We start from the raw sequence: 22,052 nt of genomic DNA on the forward strand, positions 1-22,052 counted from the left end.
CGAGCCGTTCCCCTCGCCGGTGCCGTCCCCCGACCCCGCGCCGGTGCCGCAGCCGCCGCCGTCCCCGGTGCCCCAGCCGCCGGGCCCGGACCCGGCGCCCGATCCCCAGCCGGACCCGATGTCCTGACGCCCGGCCGGGGTCGTACGCGAGGAAAACCCCGGGAGGCCGCGCGGGAGATCTTTTAGGCTGAGCCGATATTTCCGCCAGCGCGCCCGGGGAGAGTGCAGCTCATGGCTCAGTTCGACCTTCCGCTCGACGATCTCTACGACTACAGGCCCGACATACCGGAGCCCGAGGACTTCGACGCCTTCTGGGAGAAGACCCTCGCCGAGGCCCGCGAGCACGATCTGGACGCGCGGTTCGAGCGGGTGGACGTCCCGCTCACCGGGGTCGATGTCTTCGACGTGGCCTTTGCCGGCTTCGGCGGGCACCCGGTCAAGGGCTGGCTGGTACTCCCGGCCGGCGCCCGCGAGCCGCTGCCCGCCGTGGTCGAGTACATCGGGTACGGCGGCGGCCGTGGACTCCCGCACATGCATCTGCTCTGGGCCTCCGCGGGGTACGCGCACTTCGTGATGGACACCCGGGGCCAGGGCAGCGCAGGAGAGGCCCAGGGCGACACGCCCGACCCGGTCGGCAGCGCACCCGCCGTCGCCGGCTTCCTGACGCGCGGCATCGAGGACCCGCACACGTACTACTACCGCCGGCTGTACACGGATGCGGTCCGCGCGGTCGAGGCGGCCCGCTCGCATCCGCTCGTCGACGCCTCCCGGGTGGCAGCCGTCGGCGGCAGCCAGGGCGGCGGAGTGACCATCGCCGTCGGCGGCCTGGTGCCGGACCTCGCGGCGATCGCGCCGGACGTGCCGTTCCTCTGCCACTTCCGGCGCTCGACCACGCTGACCGACCGGACGCCGTACCGCGAGATCGCCACGTATCTGAAGACCCGCAGGGCGGACCAGGAGAGCGTGTACGGCACGCTGTCCTACTTCGACGGCGTGAACTTCGCGGCGCGCGGCCGCGCGCCGGCGCTCTTCTCGGCGGCGCTCGAGGACCTGACCTGCCCGCCCTCGACGGTCTTCGCGGCCTACAACGCGTACGCCGGTCGGGAGCGCTCGATGGAGGTCTATGCGTTCAACGACCATGAGGGCGGCGGCCCTTACCAGGACGGCGTCAAACTGCGCTGGCTGCCCCAGTACTTGACGGACCGTCCGGCGGACTGATCGGCCAATTCCTGGCGCAGGGGGCGTACTTGACGATGAGTGCGCCCCCTTGTCATGGACTGTTCGGGGCGATTAGCTTGGCGATTCCCGTCGCGCGTACTACAGGGGGAATCATGGCCTTACGCGGCCGTCACCGCCGTTATCAGCCCAGCAGGATCAATCGTGCCTCGCTCACCGTGACAGCGGGCGGAGCCGGGATGGCCCTGCCGCTGCTCGGCAGTGGCACCGCACAGGCGGCCGATGTGGACACCTGGAACAAGGTCGCCGCCTGCGAATCCACCAACAACTGGTCGATCAACACGGGCAACGGCTACTACGGCGGCCTGCAGTTCAAGCAGTCCACCTGGGAGGCCTACGGCGGCACGCGCTACGCGCCGCGCGCCGATCTCGCCACCAAGGACCAGCAGATAGCCGTGGCCGAGAAGGTCCTCAAGGGCCAGGGGCCCGGTGCCTGGCCGGCCTGCTCGGTCCGCGCCGGACTGACCCGCGGCGGCGACGCCCCGGAGATCAACCCCGGTGGTTCGGGCGGCAAGAACTCCGCGAAGCCCGCCGCCCAGCCGCGCGAGAAGCCCGACGAGAAGCGCAGCGCCAAGCCCGAGTCCACCCCGCAGTCGAACGCCGGCAGGTCCGGCATGTACACGGTGGTACGCGGCGACAGCCTCTCCACGATCGCCGACTCGCAGCGGGTCGACGGCGGCTGGCAGCAGCTCTACGCCGACAACCGCAAGGTGGTCGGCGGCGACCCCGACATGATCGTCCCGGGCCAGCGGCTCGCGGTCGACGGCCGTGGCAAGCCCGCCGCCAAGCCCGAACGCCCGGCCGCCAAGCCGGAGTTGAAGCCCGAGCCGGAGTCGAAGGCCAAGCCCAAGCCCAAACCCAAGCCGGAGAAGGCGGACCGGGCGAGCTCCCGCAGTACGGGCATGACCGCACCCGTGGCGGCGAACCCCAGCACGCCCTACCGCGCGGCGGGCGGCTCCTGGGCGAGCGGCTATCACACGGGCGTCGACTTCCCGGTCTCCACCGGGACCTCGGTCAAGGCGGTGGCGCCGGGCAAGGTCGTCTCGGCGGGCTGGAGCGGCAGTTACGGGTACGAGGTGGTGATCCGGCACGCGGACGGCAAGTACAGCCAGTACGCGCACCTCTCCGCGCTCAATGTGAAGGCGGGCCAGAGCGTGGGCGCCGGCCAGCGCATCGCCCGCTCCGGCTCCACGGGCAACAGCACGGGCCCGCACCTGCACTTCGAGATCCGTACGGGGCCGGGCTACGGCGCGGATGTCGACCCGCTGCGGTATCTGCGGGCCGGGGGAGTGCGGATCTAGGGGGCGTCCTTCGGGGCGGGCCGGGGCTGCGGCGCCTCGGCGCCCAGCAGTGTGTCGAGGACCGTGTCCGCGTAGGCCCGGGTCACCGGCCGTCCACTGATCATCCGCCGGTACCACAGGGGCGCGACCAGTAGATCCTCGACCAACAGCGGGTCCAGGCGCGGCAGTTGTCCGTCGAGCTGTCCGGCGCGGATGCGTTCCTGGTTGCGACCGGAGAGCAGTACGTGGATCTCCTGGTGCACGATCGTGGCGAGTTCGGTGTCGTGCTGTGCGCTGCCGGCCACGCCCGCGACCACGTCACCGAGCACCGGGTCGGAGAGCAGATCGGCGATGCCGTGCAGCCACCGGCGCAGATCGGCGACCGGATCGCCGGTGTCCTCGATCGCGAAGTAGGGCTCGCCGATGCGCTCCACGAGCACGTCGAGGAACAGTTTCCCCTTCGAGGGCCACCACCGGTACAGCGTCGGCTTGCCGACCCGCGCGCGCTGCGCGATCGCTTCCATGGTCACCGCCGAGTAGCCCCGCTCCGCGCAGAGGTCGAGGGCGGCCTGATGGATCGCGGCGTGTGAGCGGGCCCCGCGGCCCGAAGTGCTCGGCATGCGGGCAAGCCTAAGGGAGAACGCAACGTTACGTATTGACAAGGTGGTGGCTCGGCGCTCAGATTGAAACGTAACGTTTCGTTTCATTCCGAGGTCGGGAGATCCCCATGGAAGCTCGTATCAACCCGCTCGCCAGCCCGGTCGCCGGCAAGGTCGTGAAGCACTTCATCGGCGCGAACTCGGCCCTCGCGGAGTCGACGGTCCCGTACGCGACCCAGGAGTTGGTCAAGCTCCGGGCCAGCCAGATCAACGGCTGCGCCGGGTGCATCGACATGCACGCCAAGGACGCCGCGCACGCCGGCGAGACGGCCGTGCGGATCAATCTGGTCGCCGCTTGGCGGGAGGCCACCGTGTTCACCGAGGCCGAGCGCGCGGCGCTGGAGCTCGCGGAGGAGGGCAGCCGGCTCGCGGACGCCGCCGGGGGAGTCCCCGACGAGGTCTGGGCGCGCGCGGCGAAGCACTACGACGAGGTTCAACTGGCCGACCTGGTGGCCGTCGTCGCCCTGATCAACGCCTTCAACCGGCTCAATGTCATGACCTGCCAGCCCGCCGGCGACTACCGCCCCGGTCAGCACGGATAGTCCGGCACGGATCAGACCGGCATCCGGCCGGTCGCGGTGTCAGACCGGACCGCGGCCGGCCGGTGTGCGCGGGCGGCAGGGACCGCCGTCGTGCGGTTGCCGGTCGTCCGTGCTCAGCTGTTCGATCACCGGGGCGTCCTGCGGCCCCGACGGGGGTGGCAGGGCCGGGAGTCCGGCCGTGAGGTCGCGGAACGCGTCGTCGGCCGCGCGGGCGGACTCGTACGGCCTGCCGCTCTGCGCCGGCACCGGACCACCGCCGGACGCGTCGAGCTCGGCCTCTTCCGCGGCCGGCGCGTGGGCGCGGCCGATGCGCTCCGTGGTGAGCAGGATGAGACCGCCCGCGGCGACCACTCCGCAGCCCAGCGCGATGACCGTCCCCGCCGACCCGTACCGGAACGACTCCTCGAACAGGGTGATGCCGACGGCCGCCGCCACCACCGGATTCACCACGGTGACGGTGGCGAGCGGAGCCGCCAGGCCCGCCCCGCGGTAGGACGCCTGGGACAGCAGCAGTCCGGCCGAGGCCAGTACCGCGATCACCGCGAAGCTGGACAGCCGCGCCGAGGTCGAGTGCGCGCCCCAGTCGACCGCGACCGTCTTGGTGAACACCGAGGCGATGCCGAACGAGACACCGGCCGCGGTGGCGAGGAGCACGCTGCGCACCACCGGATGCCGGTGCACGGCGTGCGCCAGGGCCATCAGTACGGCCATCGCCGAGAAGGTGGTGACGGCGACCAGGATCCGCTCGCCGCCGTCCAGCGACCCGGTGTCGACCGTGTCCGTGAGGGCGAGCAGGCCCGCGAGACCCACCGTCGCCATGATCGCGCCGCGCCAGGCGGTCGCGCCCGCCCGACGCCCGACGAAGAGCGCCGCGAGCGGCAGCGCGAACACGATGGTGAGCGCGCCCAGCGGCTGCACCAGGCTGAGCGGGCCGAAGGCGAGGGCCGCGACGTGCAGCACGGCGCCGATGCCGTTCAGACCCACCGCGATCCACCAGGACACCCGGTGCACCGGCGCGTAGGCATTGCCGGGGGTGGTCACGGCCACCCGTTCCTGCACGATCGCCCCCGCCGCGTAGGCCAGGGCGGAGACGAGGGAGAGCAGCACGGACAGCGCCAGGGCACTCATCGGGCCCTCCTCGCCAGGTCGTGCGGCATGGGGTCGGCTTCCATGGTCCTACGATGTCGTGCCGAACGCCTGGCGTCGTCGTCCCTGAGCAGGCAATGGGTCATACCGCAGACGTAGTACGAGAGGCCCCCAGTGGTCCTGTGGAGGGGTGACCGGAGCGGCCACCGGGTTGGGATCATGGCCGGATGGATCTCGGGCAGCTCGGTTCGGTCGGTGGTTTCTTCGCGCTGCGCGCCGGGGCGCCGCCCGCAGGTGCGGTGCCGCTGGCCCGCGCGTACGCGGCGGACGGGGCGTCGGCGCTCGCCCACCGCGTCGACAAGGTCGTGGCGCGGCTGAGGGCGCCCGAGGTGCGGATCGGGGTGTCCGTCGCGCAGTTGGGTCTCGCCGCCCGGCTGTGTTCCGTGGCGGTCGGTGGTGCGGCGCTGTTCGGCGCGGTGCCGGATCTGGATCCGGAGCGGCTGCACTGGGACCCGGATGGGACGAGCCCCGACGATCTGTGGATCGACCGGGTGGAGCCGCTGCCCGTCGGGCGGATCGCGGAGGTCCTCGTCGAGGGTCATCTGGCCCCGCTCGCGGCCGCGTTGACCCGCCGGTACCGGATCGCCCCCGGTCTGCTGAGGGGCAATGCCGGCTCGGCGCTCGCCGGGTCGGTGCGCGAACTCGAGACCTGGGCGGCGGAGGCCGGCCGGCCCGAGGCGGCGGCCAGGGGGCGAGCCGCCGCAGAGGAGCTCTTCGCCGACCCGGGTCTGCAGGCCGCGGGCCCACTTCCCGAGCCAGGCGCACGCCACCGGCGACGCAGCTGCTGTCTCTACTACCGCTGCCCCGGCGGCGGACTGTGCGGTGACTGCTGCTTCGAGACGGCCCCTCGGACGGCCGATTAGGGGCGGTCCGGGCAAAGAGAAACCCGGGCAAAGAGAAACCCGGGCAAAGAGAAAGACGGGAAGAAACCTCTTCCCGCCACTCTCAACGTATAGCGCAGTGGGGGGCTTGCGGCAAGGCCCCCATCGTGGCGCAAAATCGTCCGCCGAAGTCACAACCTGCGGAAACGGGGCGCAACGTGCATATGGCGGCGACTGATCGGAACGCGGTGGGCGAGAGCTGCGTGCGGGACCTGTCGGATATCCGGCCGGAGCAGGTCGCGGAGGCGGGCGGCAAGGGCGCGCAACTGGGGGCGCTGACGCGGATCGAGGACGTCCGGGGGCCGGACGGCTTCTGCGTGACGACGGACGCGTTCCGGCGGATCGCGGCGCAGGTGCCGTCGTTCGAGGACCGCCTCGACGAGCTGGCGAGCCTGGATCCGGACGACCGGGACGGGATCCGTACGCTCGCCGCACAGCTGCGCCGGACCGTCGAGGCGGTCGCCGTACCGGACGATCTGGCGGCGGAGATCACCGGCGCCGTCGAGCGGCACGGTGCGGGGCACGCCTATGCCGTACGGTCCAGCGCCACGGCCGAGGACCTGCCGACGGCGTCCGCCGCGGGCCAGCAGGACACCTGGCTGAACGTCGTGGGGCCGGCGCAGATCCTTCGGCACATCAGCCGCTGCTGGGCCTCGCTGTACACCGAGCGGGCCGTGACGTACCGCCGGCGGAACGGCATCGACGAACGCGCCGTGCAACTGGCCGTGGTGGTGCAGCGGATGGTCGTACCGGACGCGTCCGGGATCCTGTTCACGGCCGACCCGGTGTCGGGCGACCGGACCGTCGCCACCGTGGACGCCGGGTTCGGGCTCGGCGAGTCGCTGGTGTCGGGTCTGGTGAATCCGGATGTGCTCAGGGTCCGGGACGGCCAGGTCGTCGAGCGGACGATCGCCACCAAGGAGCGTGCGGTACGAGCCGTGGAGGGCGGCGGCACCGGGGAGGTGGCGATCGAGCCGCGGCGGCAGCGCTCGCCCGTGCTCACGGATGCGCAGGCGGTGCGGCTCGTGCGGCTCGGCAGGCGCATCGAAGCGCACTTCGGGCGGCCGCAGGACATCGAATGGTGCCTGGCCGACGGCGAGTTCGTGATCGTCCAGAGCCGCCCGATCACGACGCTCTTCCCCGTGCCCGAGGCCGGGACGAGGACCGGTACCACGACCGGGGCCACGCCCGGCGGACCGGACAAGCAGGTCTATGTCTCCGTCGGCCACCAGCAGATGATGACCGACGCGATGCGGCCCCTCGGGATCTCCGTATGGCAGCTGACGTCCATGGCGCCCATGCAGCAGGCCGGCGGGCGGCTGTGGGTGGACGTCACCCCGAGGGTGGCCTCGCCCGCCGGGCGTGCCGCCCTGCTCGAACTCATGGGCCGGGGCGATCCGTTGACCAGCGACGCTCTGCAGACGGTCCTCGACCGCGACGGCTTCGCCCCCTGGCTTCCGGACTCGACGCCCGGCCGCCCGCCCGCGTCCGCCGCCCCGATCGACACCGACCCGGCGATCGTCACCGAGCTCGTCGAGCGCGCCAGGGCCTCTCTCGACGCCCTGCAGCGCGACATCCGGACGAAGACCGGACCGGAGTTGTTCGACTTCCTGCTCGAGGCCTTCGAGGAGCACAAGCGCATCCTCACCGATCCGCTCAGCCTGCAGGCGATCATGGCGGGCATGGAGGCCACCTGGTGGCTCAACGACCGCCTGCGGGACTGGCTCGGCGAGAAGAACGCGGCCGACACGCTCACCCTTTCCGCCCCCGGCAACATCACCTCCGAGATGGGCCTGGCGCTGCTCGACGTCGCGGATGTGATCAGGCCGTACCCCGAGGTGGTGGCGTTCCTGGGCGCCGTCCAGGGTGACGACTTCCTCGACACGGGCGAGTTGGCGAAACTCCCGGGCGGAGCCGAGGCGCGCGACGCCCTGCGGGACTACCTCCACCGGTACGGAATGCGCTGCGTGGGCGAGATCGACATCACCAGGCCGCGCTGGAGCGAACGCCCGGGCGCAGTCGTCCCCGCCCTCCTCGACAACGTACGGAACTTCGGACCCGGCGAAGCCGAACGGCGCTTCGAGCAGGGCCGGCAGCGGGCGGAGGCGAAGGCGAAGGACGTCACGACGCGACTGCGGGCCCTGCCGGACGGTGACCACAAGGCCGAGGAGGCCGAGCGGATGATCGACCGGGTACGTACCTTCATCGGGTATCGGGAGTATCCCAAGTACGCGATCATCAGCCGCTACTTCGTCTATCGCAAGGCCCTGCTCGCGGAGGCGGAGCGCCTCGTCGGGGCCGGTGTGCTCGGCGCGAAGGAGGACATCGGCCACCTCACGTTCGAGGAGCTCCACGAGGTCGTACGGACGAACCGCGTCGACGACCGGCTGATCGAGGAACGCAAGGCGGCCTTCCGCCGGTACGAGGCGCTCACGCCGCCGCGCGTCCTGACCTCCGACGGTGAGGCCGTCACGGGCAGCCACCGGCGCGACGACGTACCCGACGGCGCGCTGGCCGGACTCGCCGTCTCCGCCGGGACCGTGGAGGGACGGGCCAGGATCGTCCTCGACCTGGCGGACGCCGAGTTCGCGCCCGGCGACATCCTGGTCACGGCCCACACGGACCCCAGCTGGTCGCCGCTGTTCGTCTCGGTCGCCGCTCTGGTGACGGAGGTGGGCGGACTGATGACCCATGGCGCGGTGATCGCCCGCGAGTACGGACTGCCCGCCGTGGTCGGCGTGCCGGAGGCCACCCGGCGGATCCGGGACGGACAGCGGATCCGGGTGCACGGCACCGAGGGGTATGTGGAGATCCTGCCCTGAGCGGTCGTACGGGGAGTGCCGTGCCCCGCGTGCAGCGCTCTTCCCCCGGGAATGCATCTGGGTGACCATGAAGGTCCTGTCGAGCCCGGCGGACAGGACGACCGACCGTGGACAGGGCGACGAACTAGGGGCGGCCATGCGTGGTGGACCTTCGGTACTCGGAATCGTCCTGGCGGGAGGCGAGGGCAAGCGCCTGATGCCGCTCACCACTGACCGGGCGAAACCCGCGGTCACCTTCGGCGGCACCTACCGGCTCGTCGACTTCGTCCTGTCGAATCTGGTCAACGCGGGCATCCTGCGGATCTGCGTACTGACCCAGTACAAGTCGCACTCCCTGGACCGGCACGTCACGACGACCTGGCGCATGTCGAGCCTGCTCGGCAACTACGTCACCCCGGTGCCGGCGCAGCAGCGCCTCGGACCGCGCTGGTACGCGGGCAGCGCCGACGCGATCCTGCAGTCCCTGAATCTGGTGCACGACGAACAGCCGGACCACATCGCGGTGTTCGGCGCCGACCATGTGTACCGGATGGATCCTCGGCAGATGCTGGAGCAGCATGTCGAGAGCGGTGCCGCCGTCACGGTGGCGGGCATCCGGGTGCCCCGCAGCGAGGCCTCCGCCTTCGGCATCATCACCCCCGCCAAGGGAAGCACCCGGGTGGAGCGCTTCGAGGAGAAGCCCGCCGATCCGCCCGGACTTCCCGACGATCCGAGCCGGGTCTTCGCCTCGATGGGCAACTACATCTTCACCACCAAGGCCCTGATCGACGCCCTGCAGCAGGACGCGGAGGACCCCGAGTCGGTGCACGACATGGGCGGCTCCATCCTGCCCATGCTCACCGAACGCGGAGTCGCCCAGCTCTACGACTTCGACGCCAACCACGTCCCCGGTGAGACCCCGCGCGACCACGGCTACTGGCGGGACGTCGGCACCCTGGACGCGTACTACGAGGCCCATATGGACCTGGTGTCGGAGACCCCCGTCTTCGACCTGTACAACCGGCGCTGGCCCATCTACACCCACCCCGGGCAGCTGCCGCCCGCCCGGTTCGTGGCGGGCGGAATCGCGGGGGAGTCCGTGGTCAGTCCGGGGTGTGTGATCAGCGGCCAGGTCACGCGCTCGGTGCTCTCGCCGGGCGTCGTCGTGGAGCCGGGCGCGGTCGTCCAGGGCTCGGTGCTGCACGACAACGTGAGGATCGGCCGCGGGGCGGTGGTGCGCGGCGCCATCCTCGACAAGAACGTGGACGTGCCGGCGGGCGCGACGATCGGCGTGAACCCCGACCGGGACGGCGAGCTCTACACCGTCTCGCCGGGCGGGGTGATCGCCCTCGGCAAGGGGCAGCAGGTGCCGTACGGCTTCAAGTCGTAGCAGGAACAGGGGACGTGAGCCATCCGGTGCAGTCGGCTCACATGCCCTGCGCCCGGTCGTACACCTGCCTGGCCAGCGGGCCGAGCACCTCTGCGGAGGTCGTCCGGCTCTCCGTCGCGGAGTCGCCGTAGCTCGTCATGCCGACCACCGTCCCGCGGCCCTCCGCACGGTCGAAGCCGGACAGCCACGGTCCGCCGCTCGCACCGCCGCCCATACCGCAGCCGACCTCCTGACCGTGGTCCTCGGACGCGCGTGCCGTCGCCGTGCAGAACAGCAGCTGCTCGCCACGCTGCGGGCTGGTGCCGGGATAGCCGAACAGCGTCACCTCGCCACCGGGCTTGTCGGTGAACGCGACCGGCAAGGTCCCCACGGCGTCCGCGAGACGTCTGCCCTCACGCGGGTCGAGGACCACGGCCGCGACATCACCCTGGTCGTCCTGCTCCCAGGACCGCGGCATGGTGAACGCCCGTACCGCGTACGCCCCATGGGGCTGCCGGCCCTCGGAGTATCCGGGGACGAACACCATCGAGGAGTGCACATTGCCGGGGGAGGCCGGGAGTTGTACGCAGTGACCGGCCGTCACGGCCGTGGAACCGTTCTCGCCCGGCACCGAAGTCGCCGTGCACCAGGAGTCGTTGCCCTTTTCGTCGACGAAGAAGAGCCGTCCGACCGGCGCCATCCGGGCCCCGGTCCACTGCTTCTGTCCCGCGGGCGTGCGGCCCTCGTCGATCGCCGCACCCACCTTCCGCATCCGGTCGGTGGTCCAGTACGCGAGGGCCTCGGCGCGGTCGGCCTCGCCGTAGGTCACCGTGGACACGGGATCGGCCGCGTGCGCGGCGCCACCGGCCGGCACGAGGCCGACCGCCGCCACCAGCACGAGCGCGCAGGGCCCGGATGCTCTGAGCCGCATGCCTCCAACGTAAGCCGAGCGGCCCGTACGGGCCATTCGACCCCGTGCACGCAGCGTGACCGACGGGCAATCCGGTTGATCGGGCGACCGGCATCGGCGATAGTCCCGCGGCATGGAGTACCTGTGCTGGCACCGCGACCGTTCCGACTCCGAGGCCCTGCGGGAGGAGCTGATCGAAGCGCACTGGTCGTACATGGACCGGTATGCGCGGGAGATGATCGCGCGCGGTCCGACGTTCCTGCCGGCCACGGAGACGCTCACCGGCAGTCTGCACATCCTCGATCTGCCGGACGCCGGCACCGCCCGCGCGTTCGCCTTCGACGAGCCCAACCACCAGGCGGGCGTGTACCGGGACGTGCTGCTGCGCCGCTGGACCAATCAACTCGGCCGCACCATGTGGGACTTCCCCGGTGGCAGCGAGGGCGACGACCGCTACTTCGTCCTCGGACTCGCGCCGGAACTCCCCGACGGCCCGAGCCTCGAACTGCCCGCCGAGCGCGACGAACTCATCGCCCACGGCCCCCTGGTGTCGGACGACGGACTCAACTGGCTCGGTACGGCAGCGCTGTTGCGAGCACCGTCCCCCGATGCCGCGCGTGCGGTGCTCGCCCCGCACACGTACGCCGACATCGAGGTGCACAGCTGGGAGTTCGGCGGCCGGCGCTGAGCAGGGCGGATCACAGCATCCGGCGGCGGCGTCCCAGCCAGGTCTGCGCGATCACCACCAAGGCCAGGAAGGCGCCGCTGACGACCTGTTGGTACGCGGAGTCGAGCGAGCCGATCTGGTTGATCACGTTCTGGATCACCTTCAGGAGCAGGACGCCGACCAGAGACCCGCTGATGAAGCCGAAGCCGCCGGTGAGCAGCGTCCCGCCGATCACCACGGCCGAGATCGCCTCCAGCTCCATCCCGGTGCCGAGGATCGTCACGCCGGACATCAGCCATGCGGCGTTCAGCGCACCCGCAAGTCCCGCGCACAGCCCGGACAGTGTGTAGACGGCGATCTTCGTACGGGCCACGGGGGCGCCCATCAGCGCCGCCGCGTCCTCGTTCCCGCCGACCGCGTACACGTACTGCCCGAAGCGGCTGCGCCGCAGCACCAGCGCGCCCAGGCCGAACAGCGCCACGGTGATCCACACCGGAAGGCCGATGCCGAGCAGCTTCTCCTGGCCGAGGCGGGCGAAGAAGGCGTCCTTGTCCACCAGATAGGTGGTGGAGCCCTCGTCCGTCACCGACAGGAGCACACCGCGTGCGAGCAGCATCGCCGCCAGCGTCACGATGAACGGAGCGAGCCGGGCCCGTGCGATCAGCAGGCCGTTGACCAGGCCAATCAGACCGCACACCGCGAGGGGCAGGATCAGGGCGACCAAGGTCCCGTACTGCGAGCCCCAGGCGGCAAGCACCCCGCCGAGCGCGAACACGTAACCCACCGAGAGGTCGATGCCCCCGGTGATGATCACAAAGGTCATGCCGAGCGCCACCACCGCGAGGAACGCGGAGGACACCGCCATGTTCTCGAGGTTGTCGCCGGTCAGGAAGGAGTCGAAGCTCAGGCTCGCCACCAGCACCATGACCAGGAGCGCGACCAGCGCGCCGTGCTGCTGGGCGAGCGAGGTCAACCGCTCGGAGCGGGTCGCGCCCTGCGGCTGCTCGGCGCCCGGCGAGGCGTCCTTCTCCCGGGCCGCCGGTTCGGTCGTGTCGGTCGTCATCGCTTCCCCCGTTCCCGCGCCGCATACACGGCGGCGACGATCACGACGGCCTGGGCGATCTGCGTCCAGGACGGCGGCAGGTCGTGCTTGATCAGCGTGGCGGTGAGCAACTGGATCAGGACGGCGCCGGCGACGGTGCCGCCGATCCGGACCCGGCCACCGCTCAGCGGAGTACCGCCGACCACCACGGCCGTGATCGCGGAGAGTTCCATCAGGGTGCCCAGCGAGGTCGGGTCGCTCGCGGTGAGCCGCGCCGTGGCGATCACACCCGCGACCGCGGCGAGCGCCCCGGACACCACGTACACGATGATCAGCACCCGGCGTACGGGCAGACCGGCCAGCTGCGCCGCGGGCCGGCTGTCGCCGATCGCCAGCAACTGCCGCCCGAAGGTGGTGCGCCGCACGACGAACGCCACCGCGATCGCGAGCGCGACGGCGATCAGGACGAGATACGGGATGCCGAGGACACTGCCGGAGCCCAGCGTGGCCATGCCCGGATCCCGTACGTCCTTGAGCTGGGGGAGCAGCACCAGCGCGAGCCCGCGCCCCGCCACCATCAACGCCAGTGTCGCCACGATCGGCTGCACCCCGATGAAGGCGATCAACGAGCCGTTCGCCAGGCCGATCACCATGCCGCCGATCACCGCGACCAGGACGGCGATCCACGGCCCGTACCCCAGATAGAGCGAGAGCAGCGAGGTGGACAGGGCCATCACCGAGCCCACCGACAGATCGATGCCCTGCGAGCCGATCGCCAGCGCCATGCCGAGAGCGACGATCATCACGGGGGCGACCTGGACGGCCTGGGTGCGGAAGTTCTCGCCGGACACGAAGTTCGGGGTGAGCACCACATTGACCAGGATCAGCACGGCCACGCCCGCGTAGACGCCGTAGTCCTGCAGCAGACGCAGTACCCGGGCGCGGTCCAACTCGGAGCGGCGCAAGGTGAGTTCAGTCATCACCGGCCTCCTTGCGCGGGCCCGGGGGCGTGCCGGCCCCGTCGCCGGCGTCCGCCGGCAGGGGAGCCGCTATGGCCTGCATCAGCAGGTCCTCGGTCACCTGATCACCTGTCAATTCCGCGGTCACCGCGCCGTCCTTGAGGACCACCACCCGGTCCGAACCCTCCACCAGCTCCTCCATGTCCGAGGAGATCAGCAGCACGCCGAGGCCGTCCTCGGCCAGTTCGTCGATGAGCTTCTGCACCTCGGCCTTGGCGCCCACGTCGATACCGCGGGTCGGCTCGTCGAGCAGCAGCACCTTGGGCTGCATCGCCAACCAGCGGGCGAGCAGCACCTTCTGCTGGTTGCCGCCGGAGAGCTCCCCGACCTTCTGGTGCGGGCTCGACGCCTTGATCCGCAACCGCTCCATGAACGTGTCGACGATCCGGTCGATACGCGACTCGTCGACCAGACCGAAGCGGGACAGGCCCGGCAGCGCCGCGAGCGCGATGTTCTCGCGCACCGAGAGCCCCGGCACGATGCCCTCCGCCTTCCGGTCCTCGGGCAGCAGACTGATGCCCGCCCGGATCGCCGCCGGAGTCGACCCCGTACGCACCTCGGAGCCCGCGACCAGCACCCGGCCGGACTCGGGCGGCAGCGCACCGGCGATCGCCTTGGCGGTCTCGCTGCGCCCGGAGCCGAGCAGGCCGCCGAGCCCCACCACCTCGCCGGGGCGCACCTCCACGGACACCGCGTGCAGCATATGGCTGAGCGTCAATTCCTCGGCCTGCAGGACGGGTTCGCCCGCCGCCGCATGGTCGCCGGAGAACTTGGTGAGCCCCTCCTCGCGCACCTGGCCCATCTCCCGGCCCAGCATCAGGGAGACCAGGCGCAGCCGGTCGAGGTCCGCGATCCGCCCGGTGTGCACCACCCGGCCGTCCCGGAGCACGGTCACGCTGTCGCAGATCTCGTACAGCTCCTCCAGGCGGTGACTCACATAGATCACCGCGATGCCGCGGTCCCGCAGCATCCGGATCACCCCGAAGAGCGTGGCCACCTCACGGGGCTCGAGCGACGAGGTCGGCTCGTCCATGATGACGACCCGCGCGTCCACGGAGACCGCGCGGGCCAGGGCCACCATCTGCTGCGCGCCGACGCCGAGGGTGCGCAGCGGGCGGGTCACGTCCACCCGTACGCCCAGATCCCGCAGGGCCTCGTCCGCCGCAAGGTGCATCGCACGGAAGTCGATCAGACCGAACCGGTTGCGCGGCTCGCGGCCGAGGAAGAGATTGCGGGCCACGCTCATCAGGGGGACGAGATTGACCTCCTGGTAGATCGTGGAGATCCCGGCGTCCTGCGCCTCCAGCGGCGTGCCGAAGCGCACCTCGTCGCCGAGGAAGCGGACCCGGCCGGCGTCGGCCTGGTACACACCCGTCAGCACCTTGATGAGCGTCGACTTGCCGGCGCCGTTCTCACCGATCAGGGCGTGCACCTCGCCCGCCCGGGCCTCGAAGTCCACCTCGTCCAGGGCGAGTGCGCCCGGGAACGACTTGGTCAGGGAGGTGACGGCCAGGGCGGGCGTGCCCTGCGCCGGGGGCGGCTGCCCCGGCGCGTCGGGTGCTGCGGTCATCGTCAGTACGCCTTGCTGAGGTCGGACTCGGCGTTCTTCTCGGTGTAGGCGGAGTCCTGGATGACGATGTCCTGCGCGACCTTCTCGCCCTTGGTGAAGGTGTCCAGGGTCTGGAAGGCGAGCGGGCCGAAGCGCGGGTTGGACTCCACCACTCCGTGGATCCAGCCGTCGACGATGCCCTGGACCGCGTTGCGCGTGCCGTCCACCGTGACGATCTTGACGTCGCCGGCCTTCTTGCCCGCGCTCTTCAGGGCGGTGACGGCGCCGAGGCCCATCTCGTCGTTCTCGGCGTAGATGCCGCTGATCTTCGAATTGGACTGGATCAGCTGCTCGGTGACCGACTGGCCCTTCTCGCGGGAGAACTCGCCGGTCTGCTCGAAGACCACCTTCAGGTCCGGTGCCTTCGCCTTGATCCGGTCCTTGAAGCCCTTGGTGCGCTCGGTGGTGACGTTGTTCCCGGGCGCGCCGAGGAGGATCGCGACCTCGCCCTTGCCACCGGTCGCCTCGATCATCTGGTCGGCGGCGCGCTTGCCCTGCTCGACGAAGTCGGAGCCGATGAAACTCACATAGTCCTTGCAGGCCTTGGAGTTGATCTTCCGGTCGATGGTGACGATCGGGATCTTCTTGGCGCTCGCGGCGCGCAGCACCGGGCCCCAGCCGTCCGAGTTCAGCGGGGCGATGACCAGCAGGTCGGCGCCCTTGGCGATCAGGTCCTGCACATCGCTGATCTGCTTGGAGAACTGCGACTGCGCGTTGGCGGTGAGCAGTTTGACGCCACGCTTCTTGGCCTCGGCCTTGATGGAGGCCGTCTCCGCGATACGGAACGGATTGGCCTCCTTCTCGGACTGCGAGAAGCCGACGGTGGCGTTCTTCAGGTCCAGCTTCTCGGCGCCGAACTGGTCGATGGTGCAGGTCTTCGCGTTACCGGCGCTCGGCGACGAGACCACCTGGCCGCCGTCGCCGGAGGCGCCCTTGTCCTTGTCCTTGCTGCCTCCGTCGTCCTCCGACTTCGCACAGGCTCCCGCGGTCAGCGCGAGACTGAGCGAGAGACCGGTGGCGACAAGAGTTCTGACGGCTGTACGGCCCAACTGAGCGGTCGACTTCATGGCGTCCCCAGAATGGCGCGGCCCCGCGGCGCTGCGGCTCGCGTGGGTGATCGGCTGTGACGGTCAACTCTCCGTTCCGGAGCACGTTTTACATCGTTGGAAGAGATGTGTAAACCCTCCGCGTAAGGAGCGGGATCCGGGGCGGGTGGCGCACGGCGGCCTCCCGCACCGGCCCCGTACGGGGCCTTCGGTCCCGCGCACGTCAGCGGCGCCCCAGCGTGCTCTCCCGCTCCACCAGCCGGAACTGCGCGGTGAGTTCGCGTCCGCCGGGCTCGTTGTCCGCGGACTCGGCGCCCCGCAGCCGGCTGATCACCGACTCGACCGCGAGCCGTGCGATGGCGTGCTTGTCCGGCGACACGGTGGTGAGCGTGACCGCCCCGTACCGACCCTCGGCGATGTCGTCGAAACCCACCACGGCCACGTCCCAGGGCACCCGGAGCCCCCGCTCGTGCAGCACCCGCATGGCGCCGATGGCGACCAGGTCGTTGAAGGCGAACACCGCGTCCGGGCGCACCCCCGAGTCCAGCATCCGGGCCATCGCCACCGCGCCGTCGCCGCGGTCCCAGCCGCCGACCGGCCCCACAAGCGATTCCGCGGGATCGAGGCCGGACTCCTTCAACTCCTCGCGCCAGCCCCGCAGTCGAAGATGCGCCGGCTGGTTCGCGGTGTCCGTACGGGCCCCGAGGAAGGCGATCCGCGTACGGCCGAGGCCGGTCAGATGGCGTACCGCGGCCCGAGCCGCCGCCACATTGTCGATGGCGATGTGGTCGTAGGGCAGGTCGTACTCGCGCTCGCCCAGCAGCACCAGCGGTACATCGTCGGTGCGGCTGCGCAGGTCGTCCGACTCGAGCTCCAGCGGGCTGAGGATCAGGCCGTCGATCACCCTGGCCCGGAAACCCTGGCTGACCAGCACCTCCTGTTCACGGTCGCCGCGGGTGTGGTCGAGCAGCACGGTGTAGTCGTGGTCGGCCGCCGCGTCGATCACGGCGCCGGCCAGCTCGGCGAAGTACGGGTTGCCGAGCTCGGGTACCGCGAGCGCGATGATGCCGGTCCGGCCCTTGCGCAGATGGCGCGCGGTCAGATTCGGCCGGTACCCGAGCTCGTCGATGGCCTGCTGCACACGGGCCCGCATGGCCGGTGTGACGTGCGCGTAGTTGTTCACCACGTTCGACACGGTCTTGATCGAGACGCCCGCGCGCTCCGCGACGTCCTTGAGGCTCACCCTCACACGATTCCCCTCCGGGGCCAGGGCTCGTGCCCGAGCGGCCCCTGCCTGTCCATACATCGTTATACAGGCTCTTGCGCTGGCTGTTTGTCATGACCCTGGACAGAGGTCTGAAGCCGTGCTGTCATGCCAACTGCCGTTCCTTCCAACGTTGTACAGACTGACGCAACGAGCCGCCACCCTTCCTCACGAAGGAGAATCTGTGCGATCGAGAAGACAACTGGCCCTACTTCTGGCTGCCCTGCTGGGCATCGCGGGCCTCACCGCGATGCCGTCCGCGTCCGCCGCCGACGAGCCGATCGAACCGCACGGCTTGAAGGGCGAGTACTACACCCAATCCGAGTCCGGCGCCTTCGACTTCGACGAGCTCAAGGCCACCGGATTCGACCCGAACATCGACTTCGACGACCTGGAGTCCCGGCTGACCCAGGCGACCGGCCAGTCGGACGACGCCAGCATCCGCTGGACCGGAAAGATCGTCCCGGAGGCCTCCGGAGCCCACACCTTCACCATGAAGGGCGACAACGGATTCCGCCTCTGGATCGACGACGAGCTGGCCATCGACCACTGGGTCGACGACTGGGAGAACGAACAGACCTCCGAGCCCGTCGAGCTCACCGAGGGCAGTGAGCACGACATCAAGGTCGAGTACTTCGAGCACGAGGGCGGATCCAATCTGCACCTCAACTGGATCCGTCCGGGTGCCGACAAGGAGCCCGTCCCGAAGTCCGCGTTCCGCCTGCCCGACGGCTTCGACTACGACGGCGCCATCGCCGCCACCGTCCTGAAGTCCGGCCGTACCCTGCGCCTGGACTTCGCCCAGGAACTCGCCGCACCGCCGGCGGACCTCGGCGATCATGTCGAGGCGGTGATCGGCGGCGCCGAATGGCCGCTCGGGAAGATCACCGCCGACCCGGACGATCCGCGCAGACTCCTCGTCGAGCTCGAGGAACCCGTCGTCGGCCAGGGCGGCACGGCCGATCTGCGCTACGACGGCGAGGGCGGACTCGCCGGCGCGGACGGCAAGGCCGTCGGATCCTTCTGGAGCAGCGGCGCGAACGAGTCCGAGTACCAGCTCAAGACGCCCTTCGCCGACGACGTCAGCGAAGAGAACCCGCTGCCCGAGTACCCGCGCCCGCAGATGACCCGCAAGGACTGGAAGAACCTCAACGGCCCCTGGGAGTTCGCGGCCGCCGAGGCCGGCGAGGAGCCGCCGGTCGGCAAGCAGCTGGACGAGAAGATCCTGGTCCCGTACCCCGTCGAGTCCCAGCTCTCCGGGATCGAACGGCACGAGGACCGCATGTGGTACAAGCGCAGCTTCACCGTGCCCGAGGACTGGAAGGTGGGCGACGGCAAGCGCCTGAAGCTCAACTTCGACGCCGTCGACTGGCAGTCCGAGATCTACGTCAACGGCGAGAAGGTCACCGAGCACAAGGGCGGCTACGACCGCTTCTCCGCCGATGTGACCGACGCCCTCAAGCCGGGCGAGGACCAGGAACTCATCGTCGGCGTGTACGACCCGACCGACTCCGCCGACGGCGAGAACCCGCCGATGGGCAAGCAGCGCCTCGACCCGAGCGGCATCTGGTACACCCCGTCCTCCGGCATCTGGCAGACCGTGTGGATGGAGCCGGTGGCCGAGGACCACGCGGACAGCCTGAAGCTCACCCCGGACCTCGCGGACGAGCAGCTCACCGTCGACGTGAACGGCGTACCCGACGGCGCGCCCGTCACCGCCGTCGCGACCGACGACGGCAAGGAGGTCGGCCGGGCGAGCGGCGAGGCCGGCGGCACTCTCGAGGTACCCGTCCCCGACCCGCACCTGTGGTCGCCGGACGACCCGCACCTGTACAAGATCCAGGTCACCGTGGGTGAGGGCGACGACAGCGACACCGTCGACAGCTACTTCGGGATGCGCAGCATCGAGGTCAAGGAGATCGACGGCGAACAGCGCACCGTCCTGAACGGCAAGCCGGTCTTCTCGATGGCCACCCTCGACCAGGGCTTCTGGCCGGACGGACTGCACACCGCTCCGACCGACGAGGCCCTCGCCTTCGACCTGGAGAAGCACAAGGAGCTGGGCTTCAACTCGGTGCGCAAGCACATCAAGGTCGAACCGGACCGCTGGTTCTACCACGCGGACCGCCTTGGACTGCTCGTCTGGCAGGACATGCCCTCCATGACCTCCGGGGTCGACCCGGACGACGGTGCGCGCACCCAGTACGAGCACGAGATGAAGAAGATGATCGACCAGCACGCCTCCAGCCCCTCGGTGATCATGTGGGTCACCTTCAACGAGGGCTGGGGCCAGTACGACCAGGCCCGCATCGCCGACCAGGCGAAGAAGTGGGACCCGAGCAGGCTCGTGAACAACATGAGCGGGCACAACTGCTGCGGGGCGGTCGACGGCGGCAACGGCGACATCTCGGACGCCCACGGCTATCCGAGCGCGCAACTGCCGGATCCCGACGGGAAACGCGCGCTGGTCAGCGGCGAGTACGGCGGCCTCGGCCTCGCCGTGCCGGGCCACGCCTGGCCCGTACGCCACACCTACGTCGGTGTGGAGCGCGACAAGTACACCGACGAATATCTGGAACTCCTCGGCGAGATCAGGGACTTCGCCTGCAAGGGGAGCAACGGTGCCGTCTACACCCAGATCACCGACGTGGAGGGCGAGCTGAACGGCCTGCTCACCTACGACCGCAAGGTGATGAAGCCCGACGTGGACCGGATCAAGGCAGCGCACGACAAGCTGATCCAGGAAGCGGCGGACCCGGGCTCGATGGACTGCTCGGCAAGCTGATCGACCGTACGTCCGGGCCCTGGCCCCGTCCCTTCCGGGGCGGGCGCCAGGGCCCACTTTTTAAGCCCGCGTAAAGATTTCTGAGCGTCCGCCGTGGGTAAAGGCAGGGCAAAGAAGAGCATGTTCCGACATCGACTCCGACATCGACTCCGACATCGACAGAGAGTGCGCGTGTATCGACAGAACGCCCTGCTTACCGCTTCACTGGAGGACACACCCCCAACCCTTTGCCCACCGACAGCGGCCAAGAGGGGATCACAATGGATCCGTGGCTGATCTGGCTGATCGTCGCCGGGGTCCTGGCCGTGGCGGAGATCTTCACGCTGACCGCCGCGCTGGGACTGCTCGGCGTGGCTGCACTGGTGACATCGGGATCCGCCGCCGTGGGGCTTCCGGTGCCATTGCAGTTCCTGGTGTTCACCGGAGTGTCCGCGGTGACCCTGGTTTTTGTACGTCCTATAGCCCTGCGTCACGTCATCCGACCCCAGACGGAGCGTTTCGGGGTGGACGCCCTGATCGGCTCCGCCGCCACCACCACGTCCGAAGTCACCGGGCTCGGCGGCAGGGTACGGATAGGCGGCGAAGAATGGACGGCGCGCGCCTACGACGAGACGCTGGTGATTCCGGCCGGAGCGACCGTCGACGTGATCGAAATTGCCGGCACGACCGCCCTTGTGTATCCCCGGGAGTGAGCCATGGAAGTTTCGGCGTTTCTGATCGCCGGCCTGATCGTCGCGCTCATCGCGGTCTTCACCGTGGTGCGAGCGGTACGCATCGTGCCGCAGGCGCGGGCCCGTAATGTCGAGCGTCTCGGCCGTTATCACCGCACGCTGAATCCTGGTCTCAATCTCGTCATTCCGTACATCGACCGCGTACACCCGGTGATCGATCTGCGCGAGCAGGTCGTCTCCTTCAAACCGCAGCCGGTGATCACCGAGGACAACCTGGTCGTCGAGATCGACACCGTGCTGTATTTCCAGGTCACCGATCCGCGTGCGGCGTTCTACGAGATCGCCAGCTTTCTGCAGGCGGTCGAGCAGTTGACGGTCACCACTCTGCGTAACGTGGTGGGATCGATGGACCTGGAGAAGACACTCACCTCGCGCGACACGATCAACAGCCAGCTGCGCGGCGTGCTCGACGACGCCACCGGCAAATGGGGCCTCAGGGTCAACCGCGTGGAGATCAAGGCGATCGACCCGCCGCAGTCCATCAAGGACGCGATGCAGAAGCAGATGCGTGCCGAGCGGGACAAGCGGGCCGCGATCCTCGGTGCCGAGGGCCAGCGCCAGTCGCAGATCCTCACCGCCGAGGGCGACAAGCAGGCGGCGGTGCTGCGCGCGGAGGGCAACCGTACGGCCGAGATCCTCAAGGCCGAGGGCAAGTCGCGGGCGATCGACGAGGTGTTCCAGGCGGTGCACCGCAACGACCCGGACCCGAAGCTGCTCGCGTACCAGTACCTCACGGTGCTGCCGGAGCTGGCGCAGGGCGAGGGCAACACCTTCTGGATGATCCCCAGTGAGGTCACCTCCGCTCTGCAGGGGGTGTCCCGCGCCTTCGGCGAGAATCTGCCGCAGTCGCCGGCCACCCGGGAGAAGCCCGCCGCCCAGGAGCGTGCCACCGACGCCGCGGACGACGCGGCGCAGGCGGCCGAGGCGGCGGCTGAGGCGCTGGCCGACGCGCAGAAGGCGGAGAGCGCCTCGCCGCCGAAGCTGCCGTCGTCCGACCAGTGACGAACACGCCCTGGGCCCAAGGCCGTTGAAGGGGTGAGTGCCGGGCCGGCCGCCCTCTCGGGC

At 70.1% G+C, this 22,052-nt stretch carries 18 protein-coding genes; 10 read left to right on the forward strand and 8 right to left on the reverse strand.

Annotated elements, in window-relative coordinates; all coding sequences use genetic code 11:
• Window positions 1–231: 231 nt before the first annotated feature.
• On the forward strand, window positions 232–1,218 hold the full coding sequence (locus tag DY218_RS28655) for an acetylxylan esterase (RefSeq protein WP_128559060.1): 987 nt from the start codon (window positions 232–234) through the stop codon (window positions 1,216–1,218).
• Between the two features lie 113 nt (window positions 1,219–1,331).
• Complete coding sequence (locus DY218_RS28660) at window positions 1,332–2,537, forward strand: transglycosylase family protein (protein ID WP_128559061.1); 1,206 nt, start codon at window positions 1,332–1,334, stop codon at window positions 2,535–2,537.
• Here DY218_RS28660 and DY218_RS28665 read toward each other — a convergent pair.
• Entirely contained in the window at window positions 2,534–3,136 is a 603-nt protein-coding gene (locus DY218_RS28665; protein WP_128559062.1) for a TetR/AcrR family transcriptional regulator, read from the reverse strand. The two genes, DY218_RS28660 and DY218_RS28665, sit on opposite strands and share 4 nt — an antisense overlap.
• 107 nt (window positions 3,137–3,243) lie before the next feature.
• Between DY218_RS28665 and DY218_RS28670 the strand changes: the two genes are divergently transcribed.
• On the forward strand, window positions 3,244–3,717 hold the full coding sequence (locus DY218_RS28670; protein WP_128559063.1) for a carboxymuconolactone decarboxylase family protein: 474 nt from the start codon (window positions 3,244–3,246) through the stop codon (window positions 3,715–3,717).
• Window positions 3,718–3,756: 39 nt separating this feature from the next.
• Here DY218_RS28670 and DY218_RS28675 read toward each other — a convergent pair whose 3' ends face one another.
• Window positions 3,757–4,845: a DMT family transporter gene (locus DY218_RS28675; RefSeq protein WP_199566883.1), complete on the reverse strand. Its 1,089-nt coding sequence runs from the start codon at window positions 4,843–4,845 to the stop codon at window positions 3,757–3,759.
• A gap of 185 nt (window positions 4,846–5,030) precedes the next feature.
• Here DY218_RS28675 and DY218_RS28680 point away from each other — a divergent pair, with 185 nt between their 5' ends.
• From DY218_RS28680 to glgC, 3 genes are all read left to right on the forward strand, one after another.
• Window positions 5,031–5,726: a (2Fe-2S)-binding protein gene (locus tag DY218_RS28680; RefSeq protein ID WP_128559064.1), complete on the forward strand. Its 696-nt coding sequence runs from the start codon at window positions 5,031–5,033 to the stop codon at window positions 5,724–5,726.
• A gap of 182 nt (window positions 5,727–5,908) precedes the next feature.
• Window positions 5,909–8,566: a rifamycin-inactivating phosphotransferase gene (rph, locus tag DY218_RS28685; protein WP_128559065.1), complete on the forward strand. Its 2,658-nt coding sequence runs from the start codon at window positions 5,909–5,911 to the stop codon at window positions 8,564–8,566.
• A 136-nt stretch (window positions 8,567–8,702) separates the two neighbouring features.
• Window positions 8,703–9,935 (forward strand): glucose-1-phosphate adenylyltransferase, encoded by a 1,233-nt coding sequence (gene glgC, locus DY218_RS28690; protein ID WP_128559066.1) that lies wholly within the window; start codon window positions 8,703–8,705, stop codon window positions 9,933–9,935.
• A 37-nt stretch (window positions 9,936–9,972) separates the two neighbouring features.
• Here glgC and DY218_RS28695 read toward each other — a convergent pair whose 3' ends face one another.
• Window positions 9,973–10,845 carry a trypsin-like serine peptidase gene (locus DY218_RS28695; protein WP_128559067.1) on the reverse strand — a complete coding sequence of 291 codons (873 nt, stop codon included), beginning with the start codon at window positions 10,843–10,845 and terminating at the stop codon, window positions 9,973–9,975.
• Between the two features lie 112 nt (window positions 10,846–10,957).
• Here DY218_RS28695 and DY218_RS28700 point away from each other — a divergent pair, with 112 nt between their 5' ends.
• Window positions 10,958–11,512, forward strand: coding sequence for a YciI family protein (locus DY218_RS28700; RefSeq protein ID WP_128559068.1), 555 nt, complete (start codon window positions 10,958–10,960; stop codon window positions 11,510–11,512).
• Between the two features lie 10 nt (window positions 11,513–11,522).
• Here the strand turns inward: DY218_RS28700 and DY218_RS28705 are convergent, their stop codons facing one another.
• From DY218_RS28705 to DY218_RS28725, 5 genes are all read right to left on the reverse strand, one after another.
• Window positions 11,523–12,554: an ABC transporter permease gene (locus DY218_RS28705; RefSeq protein WP_128559069.1), complete on the reverse strand. Its 1,032-nt coding sequence runs from the start codon at window positions 12,552–12,554 to the stop codon at window positions 11,523–11,525.
• The gene (locus DY218_RS28710; protein WP_128559070.1) at window positions 12,551–13,513 is read right to left on the reverse strand and encodes an ABC transporter permease; all 963 of its coding nucleotides are present in this window, start codon (window positions 13,511–13,513) and stop codon (window positions 12,551–12,553) included. Before DY218_RS28710 ends, DY218_RS28705 begins: the two co-directional genes overlap by 4 nt.
• Window positions 13,506–15,122, reverse strand: a complete 1,617-nt coding sequence (locus tag DY218_RS28715) for a sugar ABC transporter ATP-binding protein (RefSeq protein ID WP_128559071.1) — start codon at window positions 15,120–15,122, stop codon at window positions 13,506–13,508. Before DY218_RS28715 ends, DY218_RS28710 begins: the two co-directional genes overlap by 8 nt.
• Before the next feature lie 2 nt (window positions 15,123–15,124).
• Window positions 15,125–16,228 (reverse strand): ABC transporter substrate-binding protein, encoded by a 1,104-nt coding sequence (locus DY218_RS28720; protein WP_128559072.1) that lies wholly within the window; start codon window positions 16,226–16,228, stop codon window positions 15,125–15,127.
• A gap of 202 nt (window positions 16,229–16,430) precedes the next feature.
• Window positions 16,431–17,456 carry a LacI family DNA-binding transcriptional regulator gene (locus DY218_RS28725; RefSeq protein WP_128559073.1) on the reverse strand — a complete coding sequence of 342 codons (1,026 nt, stop codon included), beginning with the start codon at window positions 17,454–17,456 and terminating at the stop codon, window positions 16,431–16,433.
• A 265-nt stretch (window positions 17,457–17,721) separates the two neighbouring features.
• On the opposite strand from DY218_RS28725, the gene DY218_RS28730 reads away from it, so the two are divergent.
• The 3 genes from DY218_RS28730 to DY218_RS28740 all read left to right on the forward strand — a co-directional run bounded on the left by DY218_RS28730 (window position 17,722) and on the right by DY218_RS28740 (window position 21,989).
• Window positions 17,722–20,256: a PA14 domain-containing protein gene (locus tag DY218_RS28730; RefSeq protein WP_128559076.1), complete on the forward strand. Its 2,535-nt coding sequence runs from the start codon at window positions 17,722–17,724 to the stop codon at window positions 20,254–20,256.
• A 260-nt stretch (window positions 20,257–20,516) separates the two neighbouring features.
• Window positions 20,517–20,948 (forward strand): NfeD family protein, encoded by a 432-nt coding sequence (locus DY218_RS28735; RefSeq protein ID WP_128559074.1) that lies wholly within the window; start codon window positions 20,517–20,519, stop codon window positions 20,946–20,948.
• A 3-nt stretch (window positions 20,949–20,951) separates the two neighbouring features.
• A complete protein-coding gene (locus DY218_RS28740) occupies window positions 20,952–21,989 on the forward strand; it encodes an SPFH domain-containing protein (protein WP_128559075.1) in 1,038 nt (345 codons plus the stop codon).
• Window positions 21,990–22,052: the final 63 nt, after the last annotated feature.

The organism is Streptomyces triticagri (assembly GCF_003429565.1).
Classification (GTDB): Bacteria; Actinomycetota; Actinomycetes; order Streptomycetales; family Streptomycetaceae; genus Streptomyces; species Streptomyces triticagri.